Here is a 24,763-nt window from a genome sequence, read left to right on the forward strand (position 1 = left end):
TGTCCGGCCGCAAAAAGGAGGGACTATTTCCCTGGCCCTGCCGTGGCTAGCACCTGGCAAAGCTCGCGATGCAATTGCCGGGTTGCGGCCGCAACGAAGCTGGCCTCCAGGACGTTGAAATCGCCCCCGCCGGGCCCAGTCAGGATTCCCCCGGCCTCGCGGACGATGAGCGCTCCGGCGGCTACGTCCCACGGTTTGGTGTCGTAGGACCAGAACGCGTCGAAACGCCCAGCCGCGACAGAGCACAGATTCAAAGCCGACGAGCCCGTGCGCCGGGTGGCCCGGCACCTGGGAAGAACCTCCAGGAATCGTTGGACTTCGGTCGCATTCCTGTTCGCCCGCGGTGGAAAGCTCGTAGCGACAACGGCTTGCGAGAGATCCGTCGTGCGGCTGGCTTTGAGCGGCTCGCGATTCAAAAAGGCTCCCTCGCCCGCCGCCGCCAGGTAACAAGCGTCGTAAACCGGAGCGTATACGACCCCCACGACGAGCTTGCCATTCTGCTCAAGACCGATCGAAACGGCATATTCGGGAATGCCGTGTACGAAATTGGTCGTGCCGTCCAGGGGATCAACGATCCATCGCAAGCCGTCGGGGCCTGGCGGGATCGATTCATTCTCTTCACCGAGAAACCCGTGGCCGGGAAACTCGGCCAGGATTGTGTCGCGGATCGTGCGCTGCGAGGCGACATCGGCCTCGGTGACGAGGTCGGCTGGTTTCTTTTCTCGGGCTTCGACTCGACCGGCGTGTTCCCGTAACACCTGCCCGCCAGCGCGGGCGGCGCGCTCGCAGATCTTTCCGAACTCAGCAATTAAGGCCATTTTGTGGGTCCAAAAATCCTGTCCGTGGATACGGTCGGATTATAGGTGGGGGCTCTTTGCAGACCAACCGGCGGCGGGGCTGGGTTGGTCCGGGGTGCCCACATCCTTCCCCCCGCAACGGTCACATCTTTAGCCGACGAATAAATTTCAAACAAAAGTGTGGACAGCCGGCGCCAAGTTGGTAATATCAGGGCGGCTGAGATGAGGACGTTCGATCGAAGGCACGTCAGTCGTCAGGCCAGTGCGGTTCATCGTGTGAATTCATTATAATAGCGTTCGTATTCGACGGCCTCTTCTCTGTTCCGGCCCCGCCGTTCCGCCTCGCAGCGAGCGGCGGGGTTTTTTTATTTTCACGCCAACGTGACACGATCTGAAGTTTGGCGTCTCGAAGGGGCAATCGCCCATCTCTCGCTCAGTGGCCTCGCGGCGGCCATCGATCTTGCGCGTCCGGGGTTGGGGCTGCACGCACTGCAATGGCGCGGCGCGCCGCTTGCTTCTACGCAGTTGTTGGCGGTTCGATTCCTCGGCGCTCTGGAATCCGAAGAGTTGGTCATCGCCGATTCGTTCGTGCGCGGGCCTGATCTGGTCGTCACGTACGCGCAGACGCCCGCGCGGCCTGTGCGGTTGCAAGTTTATTGGCGCGCGCTGGAAGAGGAGTTTGCAGGACAGAGCGCGGTCGGAGTTGATTTGCAAGTGTCGGTGCAAACAAACTTGCTCGCGTCGCGCCCTGCGCTAACGATGTGCAGTCGCACGCCGTGCGAGACACCCTGGAGCATTGAGAAGGCGCGAGATCATACGGTTTGCTTTCGGTGCGTGCTCGCAGGCCCTACGTACGTCGAGATAGTGCATCCGTCGGATGTAGAACAGGAAGAGCTGTCCAAGGAATGCGACGCGTGGGTCGTGTCACACGAGCTGTTCGCAAGCTCTCTGGAGAAGGGCGTCATTCTGCGGGCTCGTGCTCGCGGGCTGTTCGTCGCGGACGCCACTGAAGGCTCGCTGGTTTCGTCGATGTGCGACCGCTTTTTGTCGGCACCGCTGCCGCTCACGACCTGAGTACGAAGCGGTACCTGCCGGCCTGGATTTCGTCTTGGCCGACTTGGGCCGATTGACCATTGCTGCGGCGCGCCCTATCGTTGTTCGCAGCGGCCTTAGCCCCGGCCACGACCGAATTTGGGAGTTTTTCGATGCTTCGCACCTTGAGCACGATAATAGCCTGCCTCGTCGCCACTGCTGCCTCGGCTGGTGAATTCAATGGCGTGTTGAACATCGGCGATTCCGCCCCGGCCTGGACTGACTTGCCCGGCACGGATGGAAAATCGCATTCCCTGGCAGATTTAAAGGACAAGAAGACCGTGGTCGTTGTCTTTACTTGTAATAGTTGTCCGGTCGCCCGCGATTACGAAGACCGCATCATGGCACTCGCGAAACAAAATCCTCAGGATGTGGCCGTGGTGGCCATCAACGTGAACCGCGGTGCCGAGGACTCGTTGGCGAAGATGACCGAGCGCGCCCAGGAGCGTGGGTTCCCGTACCTGTACCTGGCCGACGAAACTCAGAACATCGGCCGCGCTTATGGTGCGAGCGCCACGCCCGATTTTTTCGTGCTGTCGCCGGATCGCAAGATCGTCTACATGGGTTCGCTCGACGACAATAACGACGCGGCGTCGGCCAAGGTCAACTACGTCGCCGATGCGGTGCGGGCCGCGCTCGCCGGCACCAAGGCGGCGACCGGCGAGACGTTCGCCCGCGGTTGTGGCATTCGCTACGCGCGGCAGCGCAGTAAGTAGTTGCCGTCTTTCGGGCCGGGACGTTTGACAGGTCAAACGCGGTGTGTGACATCCGTCATGAGCACAATTTACGACATTCCTCTCACCACGATCGATGGCCAGGCAGAATCGCTGACGGGCTACCGTGGCCAGGTGCTGCTGATCGTCAATGTTGCCAGTCGCTGCAGTTTTACGCCGCAATACGCCGGGCTCGAAGCGCTCTATCGCCGCCATAAGGATCAGGGGTTCGCGGTGCTCGGTTTTCCCTGTGACCAGTTCTTGCATCAGGAACCAGGCAGCGAGGCCGAGATTCAGGGCTTTTGCTCAAGCACCTACGACGTGACGTTCCCGATGTTCGCCAAAGTGAAAGTCAACGGTCCGCAGGCCCATCCACTTTATCAATACCTGAAAAGAGCGAAGCGTGGCCTGCTGGGCACCCAAAGCATCAAGTGGAACTTCGGCAAGTTCCTGATCGATCGGGCCGGCAATGTCGTGCGGCGGTATTCGATGTTCGCGACACCTGAGCGCGTCGAGCACGACGTGGCTGCCCTGCTATGAGGCGGTCGCCGTTTCGCTCACCGCCTCGCAGACCAATTCGAAAAGCCGATCGACCTCGCGGCGCGTTTCCTCATCAAGGCGAAAGGCGACGGGTCCACGGACGACCGTGTTCTTGAAAATCCCTTGCTTGACGAGCAGGTATTTCTCCACGGCCAAGAACCCGTCGAGGCCGGTTTGCAACTGCACGAGCGCGCCGATCGGCAGCGACAGCCGATAAATGTTCGATTCCTTACCGCGCACCAGGGCTTGCCAGAGCGCGACCATGGCGCGGATCAATTCCGCGCCCGGCATGGTGCCCACGATGCCGCGGTGATAGCTGTCGACCAGGGCCACACCGCCGCTTCCCTCAAAGACGCGCGCCCGGCCGTGCGTGGCTTCGCGTAGCGCCGTCAGATTGGGGCCCAGCGGCGCGGCCTCGGGCTTGAACATCACCCGCTCGGGCCCGAATTCGTCGAATAACTGGGCCTGTGTGACGATGGGCAATGGGCGACCGACATAGCCACTGGCATCCTGCACGATGACGGGAATCTGCACGGCGCGCAGCAAGGCGCGGTAGTACTCGAGCAGCTCATCGGTGAGCGCGGCCGTGGCAATTGGCGGAATCGCCATAAGCGCCGTGGCGCCGCACTGCTCGGCATGCCGGGCAAGCGCAGTTGCCGCGTGCCGGCTTTCGGCCCCAACGCTGATGACGGCCGCCCCGCGTCCGGCCGCGGCCTGGCAGACGTGCTCGGCCATTTGCCGGCGCTCGATTGTCGAGAGCCGCAAAGTTTCCGAAACCATGGCCATGACGACGCCGCTGGCCCCGGCCGTTAGCAGCCAGTCGATTTCACGGTGCAGGGTGTCAAAATCGATCGACTCGTCCTCGAAATAGGGCGTCTGCACGACGGGCAGCACGCCGGACAATTTCGCGGTGTCACTCATGCTTCCTCGCTTGTGGTGAAATCGCGTGGTAACCGCGCGCAGGCCATTCAAATCCGGTTGACGATCCTTCACAATAGCCGCAATCGCCAACCCTACAAACAACCAACACCGAGGGTTCCTGACGCCGCATGCGACTCATTTTCGACTCCCACCTCGATCTTGCCTGGAACGCGCTGGCTTATAACCGCGATCAGACGGAAACGGTCGACGAGATCAACGCCCGAGAGCAAGGCATGGATCCCGCCGGCGGCCGCGGCCATGCCACGACCAGCCTGCCCGAGATGCGCAGCGGACGCGTGGCCGTCTGCCTGGGCACGCTTTTGGCCCGGGCCAAGCGTCACGTGCAGCCGGCGGCCGGGCATCGGCGCATCGATCTCGATTACGGCACGCAATCGATCGCCTACGCGATCGCGCAGGGGCAACTCGCCTATTATCGGTTGCTCGAAGCGCAGGGCGAAATGCAAATGATCGGCACGCGGCGCGAGCTCGACGCGCATTGGAAGCGGTGGGAAGCCGATCCCACGGCCCGATTGCCGATCGGCAATATCCTGGCCATGGAAGGGGCCGACCCGATCGTCGATCCGGCGCAGGTCGACGAGTGGTTCGCCGCCGGCTTGCGGAGCGTCATGCTCTCGCACTATGGGCCAAGCCATTATTCCGTGGGCACCGGCGACAATGGTCCGCTTACGCCGCGCGGCATCGCCATGCTGAAAGAATTCGAGCGGGTCGGCATGATCCTCGATGTGACGCACCTGTCGGATCAGAGCTTCTTCCAGGCACTGGACCACTTTGCCGGCCCGGTGATGGCCAGCCACAACAATTGCCGCGCCCTGGTGCCGGGCGATCGTCAGTTTTCCGACGAGCAATTGCGGCTAATCATCGAGCGCGGCGCGGTGATCGGCGTGGTGTGCGACGCCTGGATGCTCACGCCGGGCTGGAAAATCGGCGTCACGCGCCCTGAACGGCTGACGACGGCGGCGCTGGCCGATCAAATCGACCATATTTGCCAGCTGGCGGGCAATGCCGAACACGCCGCGATCGGTAGCGACCTGGATGGCGGGTTCGGCACCGAGCAAACGCCCGGCGACCTGCGAACGATCGCGGATTTGCAAAAGCTCGCGCCGCTCCTGACCGAGCGTGGATTTTCCGACAGCGATATCAACGGGATCTTTCACGGCAACTGGTTGCGGTTCTTCCGCCGCTGGCTGCCCGCATAGCAGAAGAGCAGAGGCGCGCCGATGCTGGCACGACTCTATCGCACGATGCCCGTCGCGACGCTAAAACCCCCGAAGCCGATGTTGCCGAGCGACGTATCAACGGGTGTGTTGTCGATCGTGCCGGCGTTCAGCCACAATTGTCCTTCGAAGCCGCCGCGCACGAAGAATTGCCCACCGCGCTTCAGCGGCTTTTGCCATTGCGGGCCGGTGGCAATTTCGAGGATGCCGAGCGTGTCGCCGCTAAGCTTGAAATTGGCGCCCGCAAACGTCGGAATGACGATGTCCGTTCCGGCCTGGAAGTTGTAGCTACGGTCGCCGAAGAGGATCGAGCCGCGCGTGTTCGTGTACCAGCTAAACTGCTTGGAATTGAAAAGCGAACGATTCAGGTTGACGCCGCCGGTCAGACCGATGCCGTTGAAGGCCTGGCTTAGCTGATAATTCGCCAGCGTTCCCAGGATGTTGAACGTTTCGGACTGGCGAATCTCGCCGTAGCGAAAGCCGCCGAAGAACAACATGCGCCAACGGCGGTAATCGACCTGCTGGGTCGCTTCCCAGTCGAACGTGCGGAAGCGCATGGCGCCGCCGAACGTTGTCAATCCAATCGGGTCAAGGAACTCGGTGTCCGAGCTGTGGCGGAATTCCCAGTATTGAACGCGGAAGCCCAGCCCGGATCGCGTGACGTACCCAAGCCAGAACCGCGGGGCGGTATCGAATTGGAAACTATTGTGGACGTTGAAATTAACGATCGCCGTGGGGGGGAGTATTCCCACTTGCGCGAGGACACTGGCCGATGCGCCGGGCAGGTCGCCGTTGGTGGCCGTCGGGTGTAAGAACAACAGCTCGCTGCCGAAGACCACGCCGCATTGCCGGCAGCCGGTGTTGAGAAAATCCTGGCCCACCAGAGCCGGCCGGCAATTCCACGCGGGGAGCTTCCAGCCGGGCAAACAGCCGCCGGCAGTCTGTTCTTCACCTTGCGCGTCCGGGGGCAGCGCGGGCACGTCGTAGGTCGACGTCAGCCGGGCCTGGGCAGGTCGCTGCATGCTAGCAACCTGCTGCTCCAGCTCGGTCAAACGCCGCTGAATGTCGCTCTCGGGTGCGTCCTGCGCACGTCCTGTCGCTGTGGGAAACAGGCACGACACGACTGCCAAAAAACAAAAGCGCGCGGCGCGAGACTGCATTGACCGAGGCTCCTCCGTGAGCGATTGCGCGTGGCGGTATGGCGCCACACGGGGGACTGAATCCATTCCATCGGGGAATCGGCCATTGCCTTTGCAAGGTTGCGACGTACGGACTCGCACCGCACGGCCCTCACGTCCGTCATCCTTTCCGAGTTCGGCAAATGCGATCCTTTCGTCGGACGCGCAATAAAAGGGCAGAACGAATGCAAAGTCGCCCTGCACGTTCGCGGGTTTTTCAGCACGTCGAAACCACTGCGCAGCAGGGCGCTGGCATTTTCTCGCCGAATCCCTTAGCTTGAACCGCACGAGGCGCGGGCGACTGGCCGGCAAGATTTGCGGCTTGTAAGGTCCGTAGCGCTCGGGGTGACCGCGACGGGAGTCGCGATCGGTACGGTGCCGCGGAGTCGTCCGCGGCGTTTGACGGAGCATTCCTCTCGGCACGGATGGTTATGGAGAGCATTCTTTCGCTGGCGCTCTTGTTCGTCGGCCTGATCTTGGGGGCGGCAGTCGCCTGGTTTGTCGCCCGCTTGCGCACGAGCCATGCGCAGCTACTGGCGCGCGGCGCGGCCGATGCCGAAATCGCCTCGCTTACTGAACGAGCGCGACAGCGCGAACAGTCGATCGACGAGCTGCGCCGGACGGCCGCCGAGCGCGAACAAGAATTGAACGCAACGCGCGGGCTGGTCGGTCAATGGCAAAACAAGTGTACGCAGCTCACGACACTGCTTGAGGAAGAACGCCGTCAGACGCGTGAGAAGTTGGCGCTGGTGGACGATGCCCAGCGCAAGCTGACCGAATCGTTCAAGGCGCTATCGGCCGAGGCACTGCGGAGCAACAACCAGTCGTTTCTCGACCTCGCGCGCACCAGCCTGGAAAAATTTCAGGAGTCGGCGAAGGGAGACCTCGAGAAGCGCCAGCAAGCAATCGTCGAGCTGGTGAAACCGGTCCGCGAATCGCTCGATAAAGTCGACGGCAAAATCCAGGAGTTGGAAAAGGCACGCGAGGGGGCGTATCAGGGGCTGACCGAGCAGGTGAAATCGCTCTTCGACTCGCAAAAGGACCTGCGCAGCGAGACGGCGAACCTGGTCAAAGCACTGCGGGCGCCGGTCGTGCGTGGCCGCTGGGGTGAGATTCAACTGCGCCGCGTGGTGGAAATCGCCGGCATGCTCGACCATTGCGATTTTTACGAGCAGCAGTCGACCGAGGGAGAAACAGGACGCTTGCGTCCCGACCTTGTCGTGCGCCTGCCGGGCGGAAAGTCGATTGTCGTCGATTCGAAGACGCCGCTAGCGGCCTATTTGGAAGCTGTCGACGCCGCGGACGACGACTTGCGCAAGACACGCTTGCAGGATCACGCACGACAGGTGCGTCAGCATCTGAACGATCTGGGCAAGAAGTCGTACTTCGAGCAATTTGACCATGCCCCCGAGTTTGTCGTGCTGTTCCTGCCGGGCGAGGCGTTCTTTAGTGCTGCGCTCGAGCACGATCCGGCCCTGATCGAGGTGGGCGTCGAGCAGCGTGTGATCATTGCTACGCCCACGACCTTGATATCACTGCTGCGCGCCGTGTTCTACGGTTGGCGGCAGGAGCGGCTGGCCGACAATGCGCGGCAGATCAGCCAACTGGGCGCCGAGCTTTACAAGCGCGTGTCGGATATGGCGGGGCATCTGACGAAGCTGGGCAAGAATCTTGGCGCCGCGGCCAAGTCCTATAATGAAGCGATCGGCTCCTTGGAAACGCGCGTGCTGGTGACGACGCGCAAGTTTCGCGACCTGCAAGCAGCCGCGGGCGCCGACGATTTGGACGTGCTGGCTCCCATCGAAGTCGCCACCCGATCGCCGCAGGCCCCCGAGCTGTGCGGCGATGACGATTCGGTCATTCTCTCCCTGCCCCGGGCCGACAGGGTCGATGCGGCACACGCCACTTCTGATGTCGCCAGCAGCAGTGGCAAAAGACCGCTGCCGGCTGCCGAAGAGCGCCGCTAGCCGCGGTAACTCAATTGCGGCGAGGGATGGCCGGGGCATGCTTATGCGCTTCGCTAAAAAGCATGGTACCCCTGCGCAGCTAGCACTGCGGGCATTCATCCAACCCCCGGCGTTTTCATGCGCCGCGGTAATCTCGGGGGCGCTGGCGGCGGGCGAAAGGCGCCCGCAAAGTTTGTGCAGTTTCTTCGATCGCTGATTCCCCGGCCAGTTTCGCGCTGAGTTTGCGGATTATAACGGAAAGTCTCAACCGGCAACTTATGCCATGACGATGGACCATACCGCATCTGACGATTGTGACGGTCAGTGGACCGTCCATTGGTTCGAGGGGGGGTCCGAGTGTGAAGGCAATCCAGCTTGTCACCATGTTGCTGCGCCCCCGGCCTGCCACGGCCGGGCCGCAAACCGCCGAAGAACATCGCGGCCACGATGCGCGCCCGGCATTGCTACGCCTGGTCGTGTTTTCACTGGCCATGGCGCTGTGCTCGGTTTTCACGACTGCGGCGCGCGGGCAAACAATCGTCACCGATACGGGCGCTCCCACGTCGAGTTTCATGGCGCCTTTGAGCATGCCGGGGCTGCAACCGTTCTGGCTCGGCTACGTCGGCGCCGACCGCGGCCTCGGTTTCCAGGGGCAGTACTTCTCGGCCGGCGGATTATTTCCGATCACGACCGACATGATGGACGGAACGTGGTTCGTCGACGGCCGAGCGCACGTCAGCACCAACTACGGAAACTTCTTCAGCAACATAGGCATCGGCCGGCGGCAATACGTCGATTTCTTGAATTCAATCGCCGGCATCAGCGGCTGGTACGATTACGACGGCGACGCTTATCAGAATTACGGCTTCCGCTACAACCAGTTGGGCGTCAGTGCGGAATTGTTCAATCCAGTTTGCGATTTCCGCTTCAACGGCTACTTCCCGATCGGCAACACCGCCCACGTGCTCAATCAGTTCCAGCAGAATTACCTGCTGTACGTGAACGGCATCGACACCGCCTTGCAAGGGGCCGACACCAAGTTCAGCGTGCGGCCGGCGATTCTCGGCCCGCTGAATGGCTATATCGATCTGGGCGGCTATTGGTTCCACTCACCGGCCGTTCAAGGCTTCGGTGGTTTCTCGACCGGCTTCGGCGTTCAGCCGCTGCCGGGTTTGGCCGTCAACATGGAAGTCAACCATGACGAAGTGTTCGGCACCACCGGATTCGTCCGCGTGGCCTTCGGCTTGCGTGGCTCGCCGGGCAACACCCGGCTCGGCACACGCCTGTTGGAGCCGACCCGCCGTAACGATCACATCGTGCGCTTTAATCAGCAGCCCGAGATCGCTACGAATCCCAATACCGGCACGGCTTACAACGTGATCCACGTCGACAATGCGGCCGCGGCAGGGGGTAACGGCACCGCTGAGCATCCGTTTAATACGCTATCCGCGGCGCAAGCCGCCTCGGCCGTCAACGACATTATCTACGTGCACCGCGGCAACGGCACGACGGCCGGTTACGACACGGGCATCGTGCTGAAGAACAACCAGATGTTGCTCGGCAGCGGGAACAGCTACGTCATCCAGACGACCGAGGTCGGGCCGTTCCTGCTCAAAGCGATTAGTCAGTCCGGACCGGATATCTCGAATCCGAATGGCGCCGGCATCACGCTGGCCAACAACGACCGCGTGGGCGGCATCACGATCAGCACGGCCGACGTCGGCATCCTCGGCAATAATTTCACGAATACGATTCTCGAGCAGAACACCGTCTTCGGCGGTTTGATCGATGGGATTCAGCTCAATAACGCCGCCGGCACGATCGACATCTTCAACAACTCGATCCAGCAAAACGCTCAGGACGGTATCCACTTAGTCGGCGGAACAGCGACCTTTGACGTCGCCGGAAATACCGTCGACAGCAACGTCCGCAATGGCATCTTCTTCGATAACGCCCACGGCACGGCGACGGTCGACGACAACACGCTGGGCTCAAACGGCCGCGGCAACTGGGGCGGCGTGCAAATTGCCCAGACGTCAGGCGAGATGGACGCCGAGATCAAGAACAACACGATTCAGTACAACACCGAAGGCATCTATATCAACGCCGCCGGCACCGGTACCGTGGTTAACGCGAATATCCACGACAATCCGCAGATCTCGCATCAGCAGGGCGACGGCATCCAGATTTCGTCGATCACCGGAGCTACGGCCGACTTCAACATCCACAATAACCCGAACATAAGCTTCAACGGTTTCCCGGAGGGAATCGGCGTGGGACGCACCACGGCCGGCGGCGCAGGCATCCGCCTATACACGTCTGACGCTGTCATGGGTGGCATCATTGCCAACAATAGTATCGTCGGCAACGCCGGCACCGGCGAGATACCTATCTCTGAGGCTTCCGGTATTCACGGTCTGTTCTCGGGAGATAGCGTTACGTCGTTCATCATTACCAATAACATCGTCGATGGCCAGGGGACTTACCCTGCCAACAACTCGCCCGCCGGCGAAGGTGTTTGGTTGGATTACGAGGTCACGAATTCCATCGTGCAGAACGTCCTCGTTACGAACAACCAGATTATCAACAGCAGGGCAGAAGGATTCTGTTTGACCACGGGCTTCTTCAATACCAGCCCCGGTCCGGTCACGGCCGTCGTCGATGCGACATTTGACAACAACATCTTCGCAAACAACTTCTTCTCCGGCGTGCGCATCAAGGAATTCGGTATCGGTTCGATGCGCGTGACGTTTACCAACAACCACATCACGAACAACGTCAGCCCGAACAGCCCCAATCAAGGATCACCGATCTTCGGCAACGACGCAGGCTTGTCGATCGATCTCGAACACGGCAGTCTCTCCGGCTTTATCTCGAACAATGTCATCGATGCCAACGGCTTGACGCCGAATTCCTTGGGCGGAACGCCACGCGCGACCAATATCAGCGGCATTGCCGCCACCGTAAACAACGACGCCCGGATGGGTTTGCAAATCACGGGCAACGAGATCGATGGCAACCAACAGTTCGGCATCAGCCTGACGGACAACAACATATCGAACCCGGGCCCGACCGGATCGGCAACGATGGGCGTGATCATTCGCGACAACATGCTCATGGAAAATGGCGGCAACGCGGGCGTTCAGGCGCTGACGCCGAACATCGGCGTCCCGCCGGGGCCGAACGTTTCGCTGCTCGCCATCGAACTTACGCACAACGAATCGTCGCAGCAGTACCTGTTCGTGAATCAGCAAGGGGTCACGCCCAATACGGCCAAAATCAACTATGCCGATGGTGGCTTGAACACCGGAACCATTCGCACGACGGGAAGCGTCGGTACCGTAACGGCCGTTACGGTTCCGGCCGCCGATCTCCTGATCGCTCCGCTATTACTGTTCCCGTAAGTGGCAGGACGGCGGCGTTTGATCGGCGACCGTGATAAGCGAGCGACTTATTCAGCGTCGTGCAGGCTGCTCGAAATTTGTCCGCACGGCCTCGGGGACAGACGGCCTCGGACCGGTGGAACCGCCGGGCCGATTGCCTCCGGATGGCGACAGCTTGCCGCGAACCAGCGCCACGATCGAATCGGCGTTTCGCGTCAGATCGCTTTTTTCGCCTGCCGCCGCGCGATGCTGCGCGGCGCCTCGCTCGGCCAGCGGCAGAGCCTCCGCATAGCGCCCCTGATTGCCGTACAGGATGGCCAGGCGGACCAGGGATTCGGCCGTTTCCGGATGCTTGTCGCCGAACTGGCCGGTAACGATGGCCAGATCGGCGCGGAGAATCGTTTCGGCTTCTTGGTAGTCGCGCTGGGCCATGCGCGCGAGGCCTAACGCCACGCGTGCCCGCCTCGTCGCCGCATGCGCCGGGCCCGCGTTCTTTTCCAAACTGGCGAGGGCCTCGCGCAGGGGGGCCTCGGCTTGCGCGTAATCGCCAGCCGCGTACCACGCGCGACCGAGATTCAAGCATGCTTCGCCAACCAGCGGATGGTCATCTCCCAAAGCCTGGCGCCATACATCGGCGGCACGCGAGAAGTGTTCGGCGGCCTGCTGATAATCGCCGGTCTCCAGATAGAACAGGGCCAGATTGTTGAGTTGACCGGCGTATTCCGCGTGCGACTCGCCCCACACCTTCTCGGCAGCGGCAACGGACTGACGCAAAAGCGGCGCCGCTTCCTGCGGGCGACCCGCGGCCAGTAATACGCGCCCCAGGGCACTGGCGGTCGCGATCGTCTCGGGATGCTCGGGTGTGAACGCCCGTTCGCGGATTGCGAGCGCCTGGCGGAACAATTTCTCGGCTTCTACCACATCTCCTACGGCCTGCCGCCAGCGTGCTTCCTGATCCAAAAGATTGGCAACGCCATAGGTGTCAGCGCCCCAGATCTTTGTCGCCATAGTGCGCGCTTGAACGATTGCCGTTAGGGCCTCGTCGCGCTTCCCTTCGGCCCACAGATCGTTGGCGGCGCGCGTTCGGTTTTCCGCAGCTTCGTTGGCCGCGCGCTGCGCAGGCGAGAATCGGGCCAGGCTTTCCTCGCGCCCCAATGCCAGTTGCGCGCTGCGCACCTGCCACGATTCCTGGCCGTAGGTCTCGGTAAACAACTGGAGCATTTCGCGCCGCGCTGCGACGGCCTGCGCGTCGTAGCCGCGGCGGCGGTGCCCCTCGATTTCGCGCGCCAGCTGGGCGGCACGCCGGTCGGCTTCGTTAACACGATCAGAGCGCTCGGCCGGCTGTTGTTCACCAGCTTGGCCGAGACGATCACTTCCGATCTCCGCGGATTGCGCGGCGGCATCGGCGGTCGTTTGCGGCGACGTGCGCGAGCAACCGCCAAATACCAAAACCATGCACGCGACGATGCAGTGCGATAGATAACGAGCCATCGATCGGGACCCCGGAAAGGGCGTGGGATGAGGCTGAGGATTAGAGCAAATGCGGGGCCTGGCGAGAATGTCATTTCCGCCCTGTTTGACGCTACCGCTCGTCGATTTCTGTGGGTACGTCGGAGCCTGAGCGAGCCGCGACCCCTGCGATCAGCAAAGGGTTTGTCAATGGGCGATGTCGACGCGGTTTCGGACAGGCGGCCGGTTGCTGCTATCCAGGCCGAGAGTTTTCCTTGGCGTCCGACCGTCACGCGCCCGGCGCCTGCACGAGATCTTCCAACTCCTGATCGCGCGAGGATCCGGGGTTTTCACTCCATGCGAACAGAACTGGCCCGCGACCCCATCACGACGCGCCGGATGGCCAGGTGGCGTAGAGCGCACGCGTGGTGAGCCGGCGAGTCGTTTGCCGGACGGCGATTAAGTGCTTGTAAGGATTGCGACCGATTTCGTCGCTTCATGCTCGCGACGGCTTGCGACGCTGTAATGCTGTCGAAGAAGTAACCGCGATGCGCGTCATGAAACCCATGACTTTTGCCGACGCGTGGGGTTAATTACATCAAGGGGCTCGCGCGAGCCTGCCCGATGCCAGAGGTCACACAGTTGAAGGGGAGCACGAAGATGAAAATGAACAATGTGTCCGCATTGATCGCGGCAGTGACTTTGGTAGCAGCGACTTCGGTAGGTGCCAGTGCGTCCCACGCGCAAGTGCATCACAACATGCACACCGCCAATCAGGCGTTCGCCGGTGGCATGCCGCAGGGCATGAACGGTGTTCCCATGAACTACGCACACATGACGGGGGGCAACGGATTCCAACATGCCTATCGTTACGGTAGTCCGCCATTTAGCGGAGCCGCAGGTGGGCAGGCGGTGGCTCCGAACAACAATGCGCAGTTCTTGCCTGTCACCCCGCACCACAACTTCACGCAGGGCACAGGACACGGCCTGGTTAACTCCGGTGCGCTCATACCAAGCACGCCTGTCGTCGGATCGAATGCCTCGGCGCTGGCGACGGTGCGGCAGGAAGTTCGCACTGACAAGATGGCGGTTCGCAACGATATGGCCACGGGCAACAACGGGCGTTTGGCCCAGGACGAGGCCCGCTTGCAAGCCGACCGACGCTTGGAACGGCAACTCGAGGGCCAAGGCGCCGGCGCATGGAATACGGGGGCCGGCGTTCGAAGCTCGGCCATCGGCGGGTTCAATCAGAACCGGCTGCCTTTCGTTCAAACGAGCGGCGCATCTGGCGCGAACGTTCTTACCGCGCGTGATCTTCGCCGGCAGAATTACGCCGCCCTGCACGCCAATTACAAGAACCGCAACACGCCCACGGACCTCGTGAAGGTGCATTCGCAGAACACCGACCGCGTCGAGACCGGTGGAATGCAACGTGCTCACACGAATGCCCACTGATCCGCAAGCACTCCGGCCGAAGTGAAACTTTGGTCGGCGTCCCGGAAGTTTCGACCGCTCCTGTTTTTTCACTACTTGCGACGCCGCGCCGGTCGACTCACAATACGAATTCCCTCGGCAGGGGCGCCTTGTGAGGGGCCGGCGATTCTTTCCCTTTAATCCGAGTCGGGGCGGCGCGGCGGATGCTCGCAAAACTGCGAACCTTTTCGTTGGTCGGAATCGAAGCGGTTCCGGTCGAAGTCGAGGTCGATGTCTCGGATGGCGCACTCCCGAAAACGGTCCTCGTCGGGCTGCCCGAGGCGGCCGTTAAGGAAAGTACGCATCGCGTCGAACGGGCCCTGGTGAACTCGGGCTATCTGCGGCCGCAGAATCGCATTGTCATTAATCTGGCCCCGGCCGAGTTGCCCAAGCAGGCCGCGTCGTTCGATTTGCCGATCACGCTCGGCATTCTGGCCGGTAGCGGGCAACTGGATGGTGCGAATGAGCGCTTCGCCCGCTATGCGGTGGTGGGCGAGTTGGCGCTCGATGGCACGACGCGTCCCACGCGCGGCGCGCTGTCGATTGCCATGGCCGCCGCCCGCGAATCGGGCCTTCAGGGCTTGCTCGTGCCCAGTGCCAGCGCCGCTGAAGCCGCGGTCGTCGAAGATTTGGAGGTGATTGCCATTTCCAGCCTGGCCCAGGCCGTGGCATTTCTCACGGGGCAAATCGATATCGAACCGACACCGCCTAGGGTCGACGAATGGTTCAGTGCGCTTGCCCATTACGAGGTCGATTTTGCCGACGTTCGCGGCCAGGAGATGGCGAAACGCGCGATAACGATCGCGGCCGGAGGCGCTCATAATCTGCTGATGCTTGGCCCACCAGGTTCGGGTAAGACAATGCTTGCCAAGCGCCTGCCCACGATCCTGCCCGACTTGTCGGCCGGCGAATCGATCGAAACCAGCCGGATTTACAGTGCGATGGGCCTATTGCCGGCCGGGCAACCGCTCTTGGCGGTGCGCCCCTTTCGCAGCCCGCACCATACGGTGAGTGATGCAGGCCTCGTTGGCGGTGGTTCGACACCGACGCCGGGCGAGATCAGCTTGGCGCACAATGGCGTCCTGTTTCTCGATGAATTGCCCGAGTTCAATCGGCGCACCTTGGAGGTGCTGCGTCAACCACTGGAAGACGGCTCGATCACGATCAGCCGCGCGCTGAACAGCTCGCGTTTTCCGGCGAACTTCATTCTCATTGCGGCGTTGAATCCCTGTCCGTGCGGATTTCGGAATGATCCTCGCCGCGAGTGCCACTGCACGGTGCCGCAAGTCGAGCGCTACATGGCGAAGATCAGCGGGCCACTGTTAGATCGCATCGATCTTCACCTGGAGGTGCCTGCCGTGCCGTTTCGTGAATTGTCCGCGGCCGCTCCAGGGACGACGAGCGAGGCCATGCGCTCGCAGGTGGTTGCCGCCCGCGCGCGGCAGCAGCAGCGCTTCGCGGGCAGCAAGACGCGCGCCAATGCCCATATGTCGCACCGGCAGATTCGCACGCACTGCGTGCTCGACGCGGCGGGCATGAATCTACTCAAGGCCTCGATGAGCGAATTGGGCCTGTCAGCGCGTGCCCACGACAAGATCCTGCGCGTGGCCCGCACGATCGCCGACCTCGACGACGCCGATGCGATTAGCGCCGTGCATCTCAGCGAGGCGATCAACTATCGGATGCTCGATCGCAATCTGTGGACGTGAAGGGGCGCGTTACGGCCGGGTGCTTCTGTGGGAAGTGACATGACGAGAGTTTTCATGCGAGGTCCTTGTTCCGGGCCGTGTGCCTTCGCGTTGATGCACCGGCTATTGCCGACGCTACTGCTGTGCTGCGGGGTTGCGGCGGCCAGGGCCGACGACGGATGGATCGAAAAACAAGACTTGTTTCGCGCCGGCGAAGGCGGCTATCAGCTTTATCACATCCCTGGTCTGGCCGTGACGGCCAAGGGGACCGTGCTCGCCTGGTGCGAAGCGCGGCGCGGGCGTAGCGACTGGGGGGACATCGATATTCTCTTGCGCCGCTCAACCGACCACGGCAAAACATGGTCCGAGCCGCGCAAGGTTGCCGACGTGCCGGGCACGAAGGCGAAGAATCCTGTCGCACTGGCCCTGAAAGGCGTCAAGGCCTCCGACGTAACGTACAACAATCCCGTGTTCATCGCCGACCGCGACGGCGGCGTGACGCTCTTGTTCTGCCTCGAGTATTGCCGCTGCTTCGTCGCACGCAGCAATGACGAAGGCGTTACTTGGAGCGAACCGCGCGAAATTACGGACCTCTTCGAATCATTCCGGCCGAAGTATCCGTGGAAAGTTCTGGCGACCGGCCCGGATCATGGCATTCAGTTGAGTAGCGGTCGACTGCTCGTGCCTGTTTGGCTGTCGACGGCCACGGGCGGCAATGCCCATCGACCCTCGGTCGTCGCTACGATCTACAGCGACGATTTGGGCCGCACGTGGCAAGCGGGCGAGATTGCCGTTCCAAACACGGACGAATGGATCAATCCGAACGAAACGACCGCCGTCGAGCTTGCCGACGGACGGGTGATGCTCAACACGCGCAACGAATCGCCGCGGCATCGACGCTTAGTGACGATTGGGCCCGACGGCGCGACCGGCTGGTCGACGCCGCGCTTTGACGCGGCGCTCGTCGAACCGATCTGCATGGGAAGCCTGCTGCGACTGTCGACGGAGAAAACTGGCGGCCGCAACCGGCTGCTGTTCGTGAATCCCGACAATCTTTCGCGGGCCGACGGTAAGGAAGCCGAGGGCAAGAGCCGCGATCGCCGCAACCTTACGGTGCGCCTGAGCTACGACGAAGGCGAGACATGGCCGGTCGCGAGATCGGTCGAACCTTCCTGGAGCGCGTACAGCGATCTTGCGCTAGCGGCTGACGGCACGATCCTCTGCTTCTATGGTCGCAGTGACAAAAGCGACTTCGCGGGCAGTCATCTGTGCCTCGCGCGGTTCGATCTCGAGTGGCTGAGCGATGGTCGCGATCGGCTTTCTGTTAAGAGTTCGCAATGATTAGCCGGCGAAGGGTCGGCCCTTGAGCGCATCCTCGAATTATTAGATGCTAGGTGGAGATTCGGAACAAGAACGGTGGCGGCGGGTGGATCGAGGTCGCGCGTGCGATCAGCCGTAGTGCGTGCGGTTGATACGCCCCGGATACTGCGGCCTTCGATGCGCTTTGCGGGACGGGAACGAGAATTGAGGATGATCGATCCAACGCACTTGCACGACCTGTGCTGCGAATTGCGCGTGCTGCTGGAAGCGGAACTTGCCGCTGGCAACCGCGTGGCCGAGACGAGCCGGGGGTGGCCACTGCCCGACTCGATCTGGGTGTTGCTGGTCGCGCCGTTTCACAACACGCCCGAACAACTCCCTCCGGGCGTGCGGCTGGTGGACGTCAATGATCCCCACTGGTGGAAGCAGGAGTACAAGCACCTGGCCAGCGGGTCGGTGCTGGCCTGCCGCTACGTTGGCTTGGAGTTTTTTCAAACGGCTGGCGGCTGATCGCTGTCCGGCAGATTTGAGTCTTCAGGTCGAAGAAGCGGCCTGAGCCGCGCAGTACTCGGCGATCAGGCTGATCAGCCGTTGCCGTTGGATGGGCTTGGTCGTGTAGTCGTTGCAGCCCGCGGCCAGGCATTTGGTATCATCGCCCGCCATGGCATGCGCGGTGAGGGCCACGATGGGCGCCTTGTAGCCGGCGGCCCTCAGTCGTCGCGTGGCCTCGTAACCGTCGAGGATCGGCATCTGCATATCCATCAGCACGCAATCGAAGGGCTTTCCCTCACGGAGCGCCGCTAGCGCCAGATCGACGGCCGTTTGACCATTATCGGCGACCGTGACCTGTGCCCCGGCGTGCTTCAGCACGAAGGAAATCAGCCGCTGGTTGTCGGGGCCGTCTTCGGCCAGCAAAACGTGTCCGGCGAGCTGCACCTCGCGGTCGGCCGTAGGCCGTGCGCGCGTAGAGGAGGCTTCGAAGGGTCCGCTTAGCATCGGTACTCCCTCGAGATTGCCGGCGGAGACTTCCAACCGAAACGTGCTGCCCGAGCCCAGCTTGCTTGTGACCGACAGATCGCCGTCGAGCATCTCGGCAAATCGCTTGCTGATCGAAAGGCCCAAGCCTGTGCCGCCAAAGCGGCGTGTCGTGCTGGCATCGGCCTGCGTGAACGGCTTGAACAGACGGGCCACTTGCGCGTCGGTCATACCCAAACCGGTATCGACGACGTCGATGCACAGCCGCGGTTGGGGCGCGCGGCGCAGCTTGACGATCAAACGTACGCGGCCGATCTCAGTGAACTTGATCGCGTTGCCGATCAGGTTGATGAGGATCTGGCGCAAGCGGGTCGGATCGGTTTCGATCATTTCCGGGATCGGCCCCACGTACTCGACGTCCAGCGGCAATCCCTTCGAGGCGGCCCGCACGCGCATCAAGCTGGCTACGTCTGCGATTACGGATAGCGTCTGGCAGCGAATGCGCTCCAATTGCAGCTTGCCGGCCTCGATCTTCGAGAGATCGAGAATGTCGTTGACCAATTCCAGCAGATAAGCGCCGTTGCGCTTGATGGTCGTGATGGCGTCCAACTGCTCGGGCTCGCGCAAGCTTTCGCCCAGCACGTCCGCGAACCCAAGGATGGCGGTCATGGGCGTGCGAATCTCGTGGCTCATGTTGGCCAGAAATTCGCTCTTCGCGCGGTTTGCTTGCTCGGCCGCTTGATTGGCGCGCTTCAGATCGTCGGCCTGGGAAGATAGCACCCGCGCCTGCTCCTGCAGCGTCCGTTGCGCAGCTTCCATTTCGTTGGCATAGGCCTGCAACTCGCCGGTGCGATCGCGAACCTTGGTTTCGATCAGGTGGTTCGTGTGCCGCAACCGCGCTTGTTGTAGCGCACTACCCCAAAGCGTGCGCAAACCGAAATGGATCCAGATCACGAGGAAGATGTCTTCGAACAGGATCCAGCCGCCATGCTCGATCGCGCGCCAGTTGCTGGCCGATGTGCTGCCGAAGACCGACTGGGGCCAGTAATAGCCGCGCGCCAGGTGATCGGCGATCGCCAGCGCCGTCGCCGTCGCCAGCACGCGCAGGTCCAAGTACCAGGTCAGGAAAGCCAATGACCCGAAGATATGAAAATGCGTCTCGATACGTCCGGTCGTCAGGTGGATCAACAGCGCCGACCAGGAAATCTGCGACACGGCCACGACTTGCCGGGTTAACTCGCTGCCGGGCTGTTTCCACATCAGGCCAAGAGGAAAAAACGTGAACAGTAATCCAAGCAGCGATGCCGCCCACACGTGTGGGTGAATTCGGCTGTCGACGCCGGCCCAGGTGTACGGCGAGATCCATACTGCCGTGGCCACGGCCGCGATCCATTGCAAGGTGAGCAGGACAGCAAACACGCGGTCGGTGCGCTTCCGGATCGAAAACAGCTCATCGGCAAGGATTCTCTTCGCGCGCTCCGTGATGAGCGCCCGATCTTCCAAGCATACGGATTCCTGAAGCATTACCGATCACTCCCCGTGCGGCTGACAATTGGAGGGTCGCACCTGGCGCGTTGCCCGAGATCGCCCATGGACAAATTGGCGAGCAAGCGATGCGACGCCAAAAGTGTGGCGCCGGCGGCACTTTCTGCGGCCTTGGAGATATACGTCACCGGCGGAGTGCGACATGCCACAGGTATGACGCCGCCTTAGACATCGAAGCGATTAATCAGGTCGTAACGGACCTGCGGCGGCGTCGCCGTGCCAAACGTCCCTCGGAATGGTGGTCTGGCAGCGAGAGGCGAAGGCCCGCCGTCACGCGTGCCCCACCAGGTGGATCGCCGGCGCTTTGATCAGCGCGACGACGCGATCGCCGACTTGCAGATTCAGTTCGTCGCAGGCCGGCCGGGTGATGAGCGCGGTCAACGAGAAACCGCAATCCAATCCCACGCGCACCATCGGCCCCTCGGCGATCCGGCTAGTGACGCGCGCCGGCAATCGATTGCGGGCGCTAGTGCCGGCGGCCGCCTCCTTCTGCACGAGCACGTCCTCGCCGCGCAGGCAGACGAAGACGTTGCGCCCCATGCCTGCAGTTGCCAATGCCGTCAATGTCACGTCGGCAACTTTGACTGTGACGAGGCCGGCGTCTTCGCTCTCGATCGTGCCCGGCACCACGGTCTCGATACCCACGACCCGGGCGATCGCACGATCGGCCGGGCGACTGAATACTTCGTGCACGGGGCCCGTTTGGCGCACTTGCCCTTCGGTAATCACCACGACCGTGTCGGCGAGCGCCAAAGCTTCGACCCGATCGTGCGTGACCATGATCGTGGGCCGGGCAAGCTCCAAGAGCAGACGCCGCAACTCGCCCCGCAGTTGCTCGCGCACGGGGGCATCGAGCGCCGAAAGCGGTTCGTCCAAAAGCAAGAGCCTGGGCCGACAGGCGAGCGCGCGCGCCAACGCCACGCGCTGCTGCTGGCCGCCGGACAGTTGCGCCGGATAGCGGGCGGCTAGTTCAGCGATTTGCAGCCGCGCCAGAATCGCATCCACGTGCGCTTCAGTGTCGGCGTCGGTGCGACGATCGAGTCCGTAGGCGACATTTTGGCCCACGGTCAAATGCGGAAAGAGTGCGTAATGTTGAAAAAGAAATCCAACGCCGCGGCGCTGCGGTGATAGCGAGACGCCGGTTGCCGCATCGAACCACAGTTCGCCAGCGAACTCGATGCGGCCTGCGTCCGGGCGCTCCAGGCCGGCCAGCGCGCGCAAGATGGTCGTCTTGCCACAGCCTGACGGGCCGAACAGGACGGTAATGCCCGCACCTGCCGCCGGAATTTGCAGTCGCCCGTGGATCGCGGGGCCGGCGGCGAAGCGCTTCTCGAAATCGGCCACTAGCAGCGGATTCATACCGGCATCGTCCGCCGCGACAGCGCGTAGGTCAGGCACAGGGTCGCGAAGGCAAAAATCAGCAGCACCGCGGCGCTTTGTGCGGCCGACTCGTAATTCAAGGCCTGCATATCGTCGTAGATAGCGACCGAGATTGTCCGCGTCACGCCGGGAAGGTTTCCTCCAACCATCAACACGACGCCGAACTCGCCCACCGTATGGGCAAACGCCAGCACCACGCCTGTCAGAATGCCGGGCCAGCAGAGCGGAATCGTGACGCGACGAAACGTGGCCGCCCGCGAAACACCCAGGCACCAGGATGCCTCGATCAAGCGCCGGTCCACCGAGGCGAAAGCCGCCGTGAACGGACGCACGGCGAAGGGCAGGTTGTAGATCACTGATCCGATCAGGATGCCCAGGAAGGAAAACGGCAGTGATCGGCCGGCAAGATTCTCGTACCAACGGCCGAGGAAGCTGTGCGGCCCCATGCCCACCAACAGATAGTATCCCAAGACAGTTGGCGGCAAGAGCAATGGCAAAGCCACGGCCGCGTCGACGGCAAAGCGCCAGCGCCGCGTGCTGGTGGCCAGCCAACAGGCAAGCGGCAGCCCGATCACGACCAGTACCGCGGTCGTGCAGGCGGCGAGTTTTAACGTCAACGTGACGGCCTTGGCGTCCACTCAGGTCATTTCTCCGGTAGCTCGAACCCGAATTGACGCAGGATCGCCTTGCCCTCGTCGCTTATGAGGTAGGCACGAAAGTCGCGGGCGGCGGCCAAATCCTGCGCGGCGCTCATGATCACGCCACCTTGCTCCAGACGGGGATAGGCATCGGCGGGCACCGACCAGTAGCGCCCGCGCTCCTGCATGGCCGGCGCGAGGGCGAGGGACAAGGCGATCAAGCCCGCATGCGCGGCGCCCGATTGAACGAACTGCGCCGTTTGCGCGATGTTCTCGCCCAGCACAAGTCGATCCTTTACCTCGTCATAGACGCCGAGATTTTTGAGCGCCGCCTCGGCCACCCGGCCGTACGGGGCGTGCTGTGGATTGGCCATCGCGATCACCTTCACGGATGGATCGGTCAGTGCCTTGATGCCATCTTTTTCAAAGTCGAGCGTGGAATCTTTCGGCACCCACACCACCAAATGCCCGATCGCGTACAAGAACTCGGAATCGGCGGCGGCCAACCCTGCTTCGACGAGCTTTTGCGGGTAGCTCATGTCGGCCGAGAGGAACATGTCGAAGGGCGCCTTGTTCGAGAGCTGCGCAAAAAGACTACCGCTCGAGCCGAACACTGCCTCGACGGGCTTGTCGGAATGCGTCTCGTTGTATTTTCCGACGACCTCGCGCAAGGCGAATTGCAGGTCGCTGGCGGCGGCCACGCGCACGGCCGGTTCGGGACGGGAACTGGTTGCTTCGTCCCCCGGGGGCGCCGTAGAGGGAGACGAACGACCGCAGCCGGCGACCGAGAGCAGGGCAAGGAGCAAATATGCGCCGCGAGCGTGCCGCCCGAATGAGGGTGCAAAGGCGCTTGTCATCTCTTTCGAACTCGGGCCTGGTTAGTCGTGTGGAACTGAAGGAAGGCTCCGTTATACCGCCACCGCGGCGACGTAGCCACTTGATAGCGTTCGTCGTCGAGCACGAGCTACATGGTCGCTGCTTGACACATCCCACGGAAAAACGACCTGCTATGATGGGATGATCTACGTTGCCCGCCGACCCAAGGAATGGCGCCATGGCCACCGCTGGCGACACGTCGAATCCGCAGCAGCCGGCCCGCCAGGCACCCGCGTCAGAGCCCGAACGCGCATCGCCGGTCTACCGCTGGCCGCGCGGCATGGTGTGGGTGGCGCTCGGCGTTCTGCTCTTCAGCCTGATCATTGTCGCCTGGGCGATCTGGCAACAAGGTATCAATGCTCGGTACGCGGAGATTCGTGCGCGCGGCGAACCGGTCACGTTTGCCGACCTGGACGCGGCTTATCCCAGGCTGGCTGCCGGCGAAGACACGACGCAACTCTTGCTGACTGCGGGCAACATCTTGAACACCAGCGCCGGCAAGCCCGAGTGGCGGCCACTCCCATACATCGGCGAAGGTCCCGAGGCCCGCGTCGACGCTGCGTGGTCCCATCTCGAATTGGCGCAAAAGTTTCTAACCGAAAACGCCAGCGCTCTCGAACAGTTGCACAAGGCCGCCGATCTCGGTTGCCAGGCGCGTTTCGACGGCGTTGCGTCGCCGAGCGGTGTGGATGTCGTCATGAACTACGCGACGCCTTTGCGCTCGGCCTGTCGGGCACTCTGTCTGGAAGCTGATGTGCGACAGCACTCGGACGACCTGCCGGCGGCAGCACAATCGTTGGTTGCGGCGATCAAACTCGAGCGCGCTCTGGCTAACGAGCCGCTCGAAGTATCGCAGCTCATACGCGCCGCGATTTTCGGCATGGCAGCGCACGAAGCGAAGTGGGAGCTTGCTTTGTCCAGTTTCTCGGATGCCGATTTGCGCGTTTTGCACCACGCGCTTAGCGATATCGATTTTCAGCGCAGTTTAAAAACTGCCTTCCTCGGCGAGCGCGTCTACACGATCACCGGTGGCGTGTCCGCCGCAGGGCCCGGACCGAAAAGTATCCGAAACCGTTTATCGGATCTCGCGCAGAGATTAGAAACGGCGCGATGCCTCGACTTTTGGGCGGAATTCATCGCGGCCACCGAGCTGCCCTGGCCGCAAATGTTCGATGAGAGCCGCTCGATCGCGGCCCGCTGCTATGCCAGTCAACCCCGATGGCAAGAATGGGTCGACATATGGAATCCTGGCGTGGCCAATATGGTCGTAAATGCGATAACTCGCGCCGAGCTTACGCGTCGATTATTGCTCGTAACCATTGCGCTGGAGCGCTATCGGCTGCGGCGTGGCGCGTCGCCAGCGGACCTGGTAACTCTGGTTCCTGAATTCTTGGCCGATGTGCCCGACGACCCGACCGACGGCACCCCGTTTTCGTACCAGGCGACCGATGTCGGGTATGTGCTCTACAGCAAGACCAAGGAATTTCCGCTCCCCTACGGCGAGGCGTACGACGCCGAAACCGGCGCGAACCCGAGCGTCCTCTTCCGCCGACCGCCGTCGAGTTCCAGGCCAATGCCCGGCGAGTGAGTGCGCGACCGCAAAACGACCGTGCA

The 24,763-nt window shown here is 62.2% G+C and carries 19 protein-coding genes; 11 read left to right on the forward strand and 8 right to left on the reverse strand.

Going from position 1 to position 24,763, the window contains the following annotated elements; genetic code table 11:
* Window positions 1-23: 23 nt before the first annotated feature.
* Window positions 24-818, reverse strand: coding sequence for an inositol monophosphatase family protein (locus tag VHD36_05105; protein HVU86674.1), 795 nt, complete (start codon window positions 816-818; stop codon window positions 24-26).
* Window positions 819-1,178: 360 nt separating this feature from the next.
* On the opposite strand from VHD36_05105, the gene VHD36_05110 reads away from it, so the two are divergent.
* The 3 genes from VHD36_05110 (at window position 1,179) to VHD36_05120 (ending at window position 3,142) form a co-directional block, all read left to right on the forward strand.
* The gene (locus VHD36_05110; GenBank protein ID HVU86675.1) at window positions 1,179-1,871 is read left to right on the forward strand and encodes a hypothetical protein; all 693 of its coding nucleotides are present in this window, start codon (window positions 1,179-1,181) and stop codon (window positions 1,869-1,871) included.
* 131 nt (window positions 1,872-2,002) lie between these two features.
* Window positions 2,003-2,605, forward strand: coding sequence for a thioredoxin family protein (locus VHD36_05115; GenBank protein ID HVU86676.1), 603 nt, complete (start codon window positions 2,003-2,005; stop codon window positions 2,603-2,605).
* Window positions 2,606-2,662: 57 nt separating this feature from the next.
* Entirely contained in the window at window positions 2,663-3,142 is a 480-nt protein-coding gene (locus VHD36_05120) for a glutathione peroxidase (protein ID HVU86677.1), read from the forward strand.
* Here VHD36_05120 and VHD36_05125 read toward each other — a convergent pair.
* Complete coding sequence (locus VHD36_05125; GenBank protein HVU86678.1) at window positions 3,137-4,063, reverse strand: dihydrodipicolinate synthase family protein; 927 nt, start codon at window positions 4,061-4,063, stop codon at window positions 3,137-3,139. The two genes, VHD36_05120 and VHD36_05125, sit on opposite strands and share 6 nt — an antisense overlap.
* A gap of 128 nt (window positions 4,064-4,191) precedes the next feature.
* Here VHD36_05125 and VHD36_05130 point away from each other — a divergent pair, with 128 nt between their 5' ends.
* A complete protein-coding gene (locus VHD36_05130; protein HVU86679.1) occupies window positions 4,192-5,280 on the forward strand; it encodes a membrane dipeptidase in 1,089 nt (362 codons plus the stop codon).
* 35 nt (window positions 5,281-5,315) lie between these two features.
* Here the strand turns inward: VHD36_05130 and VHD36_05135 are convergent, their stop codons facing one another.
* Window positions 5,316-6,458, reverse strand: a complete 1,143-nt coding sequence (locus VHD36_05135) for an Lpg1974 family pore-forming outer membrane protein (protein HVU86680.1) — start codon at window positions 6,456-6,458, stop codon at window positions 5,316-5,318.
* A gap of 449 nt (window positions 6,459-6,907) precedes the next feature.
* Between VHD36_05135 and rmuC the strand changes: the two genes are divergently transcribed.
* Together rmuC and VHD36_05145 are read left to right on the forward strand one after the other, a co-directional pair.
* Entirely contained in the window at window positions 6,908-8,443 is a 1,536-nt protein-coding gene (gene rmuC / locus VHD36_05140; protein HVU86681.1) for a DNA recombination protein RmuC, read from the forward strand.
* A 362-nt stretch (window positions 8,444-8,805) separates the two neighbouring features.
* Window positions 8,806-11,826 (forward strand): right-handed parallel beta-helix repeat-containing protein, encoded by a 3,021-nt coding sequence (locus VHD36_05145; GenBank protein ID HVU86682.1) that lies wholly within the window; start codon window positions 8,806-8,808, stop codon window positions 11,824-11,826.
* Between the two features lie 51 nt (window positions 11,827-11,877).
* Here VHD36_05145 and VHD36_05150 read toward each other — a convergent pair whose 3' ends face one another.
* Window positions 11,878-13,296, reverse strand: a complete 1,419-nt coding sequence (locus tag VHD36_05150) for a tetratricopeptide repeat protein (protein ID HVU86683.1) — start codon at window positions 13,294-13,296, stop codon at window positions 11,878-11,880.
* A gap of 582 nt (window positions 13,297-13,878) precedes the next feature.
* Here VHD36_05150 and VHD36_05155 point away from each other — a divergent pair.
* The 4 genes from VHD36_05155 to VHD36_05170 all read left to right on the forward strand — a co-directional run bounded on the left by VHD36_05155 (window position 13,879) and on the right by VHD36_05170 (window position 18,245).
* Window positions 13,879-14,709 carry a hypothetical protein gene (locus VHD36_05155; GenBank protein ID HVU86684.1) on the forward strand — a complete coding sequence of 277 codons (831 nt, stop codon included), beginning with the start codon at window positions 13,879-13,881 and terminating at the stop codon, window positions 14,707-14,709.
* A gap of 182 nt (window positions 14,710-14,891) precedes the next feature.
* Window positions 14,892-16,436: a YifB family Mg chelatase-like AAA ATPase gene (locus tag VHD36_05160; protein ID HVU86685.1), complete on the forward strand. Its 1,545-nt coding sequence runs from the start codon at window positions 14,892-14,894 to the stop codon at window positions 16,434-16,436.
* Window positions 16,437-16,490: 54 nt separating this feature from the next.
* Window positions 16,491-17,756, forward strand: coding sequence for a sialidase family protein (locus VHD36_05165; protein ID HVU86686.1), 1,266 nt, complete (start codon window positions 16,491-16,493; stop codon window positions 17,754-17,756).
* 189 nt (window positions 17,757-17,945) lie between these two features.
* Entirely contained in the window at window positions 17,946-18,245 is a 300-nt protein-coding gene (locus VHD36_05170; GenBank protein ID HVU86687.1) for a hypothetical protein, read from the forward strand.
* Between the two features lie 24 nt (window positions 18,246-18,269).
* Here VHD36_05170 and VHD36_05175 read toward each other — a convergent pair whose 3' ends face one another.
* The 4 genes from VHD36_05175 to modA all read right to left on the reverse strand — a co-directional run bounded on the left by VHD36_05175 (window position 18,270) and on the right by modA (window position 23,130).
* On the reverse strand, window positions 18,270-20,234 hold the full coding sequence (locus VHD36_05175; protein ID HVU86688.1) for an ATP-binding protein: 1,965 nt from the start codon (window positions 20,232-20,234) through the stop codon (window positions 18,270-18,272).
* Window positions 20,235-20,525: 291 nt separating this feature from the next.
* A complete protein-coding gene (gene modC, locus VHD36_05180; protein HVU86689.1) occupies window positions 20,526-21,614 on the reverse strand; it encodes a molybdenum ABC transporter ATP-binding protein in 1,089 nt (362 codons plus the stop codon).
* Complete coding sequence (gene modB / locus VHD36_05185; protein HVU86690.1) at window positions 21,611-22,273, reverse strand: molybdate ABC transporter permease subunit; 663 nt, start codon at window positions 22,271-22,273, stop codon at window positions 21,611-21,613. The genes modC and modB overlap by 4 nt, the downstream gene beginning before the upstream one ends.
* Before the next feature lie 5 nt (window positions 22,274-22,278).
* Window positions 22,279-23,130, reverse strand: a complete 852-nt coding sequence (gene modA, locus VHD36_05190) for a molybdate ABC transporter substrate-binding protein (GenBank protein ID HVU86691.1) — start codon at window positions 23,128-23,130, stop codon at window positions 22,279-22,281.
* 197 nt (window positions 23,131-23,327) lie between these two features.
* Here modA and VHD36_05195 point away from each other — a divergent pair, with 197 nt between their 5' ends.
* Window positions 23,328-24,737, forward strand: a complete 1,410-nt coding sequence (locus VHD36_05195) for a hypothetical protein (protein HVU86692.1) — start codon at window positions 23,328-23,330, stop codon at window positions 24,735-24,737.
* Window positions 24,738-24,763 lie beyond the last annotated feature (26 nt).

This window comes from Pirellulales bacterium (assembly GCA_035546535.1).
Classification (GTDB): domain Bacteria; phylum Planctomycetota; class Planctomycetia; order Pirellulales; family JACPPG01; genus JACPPG01.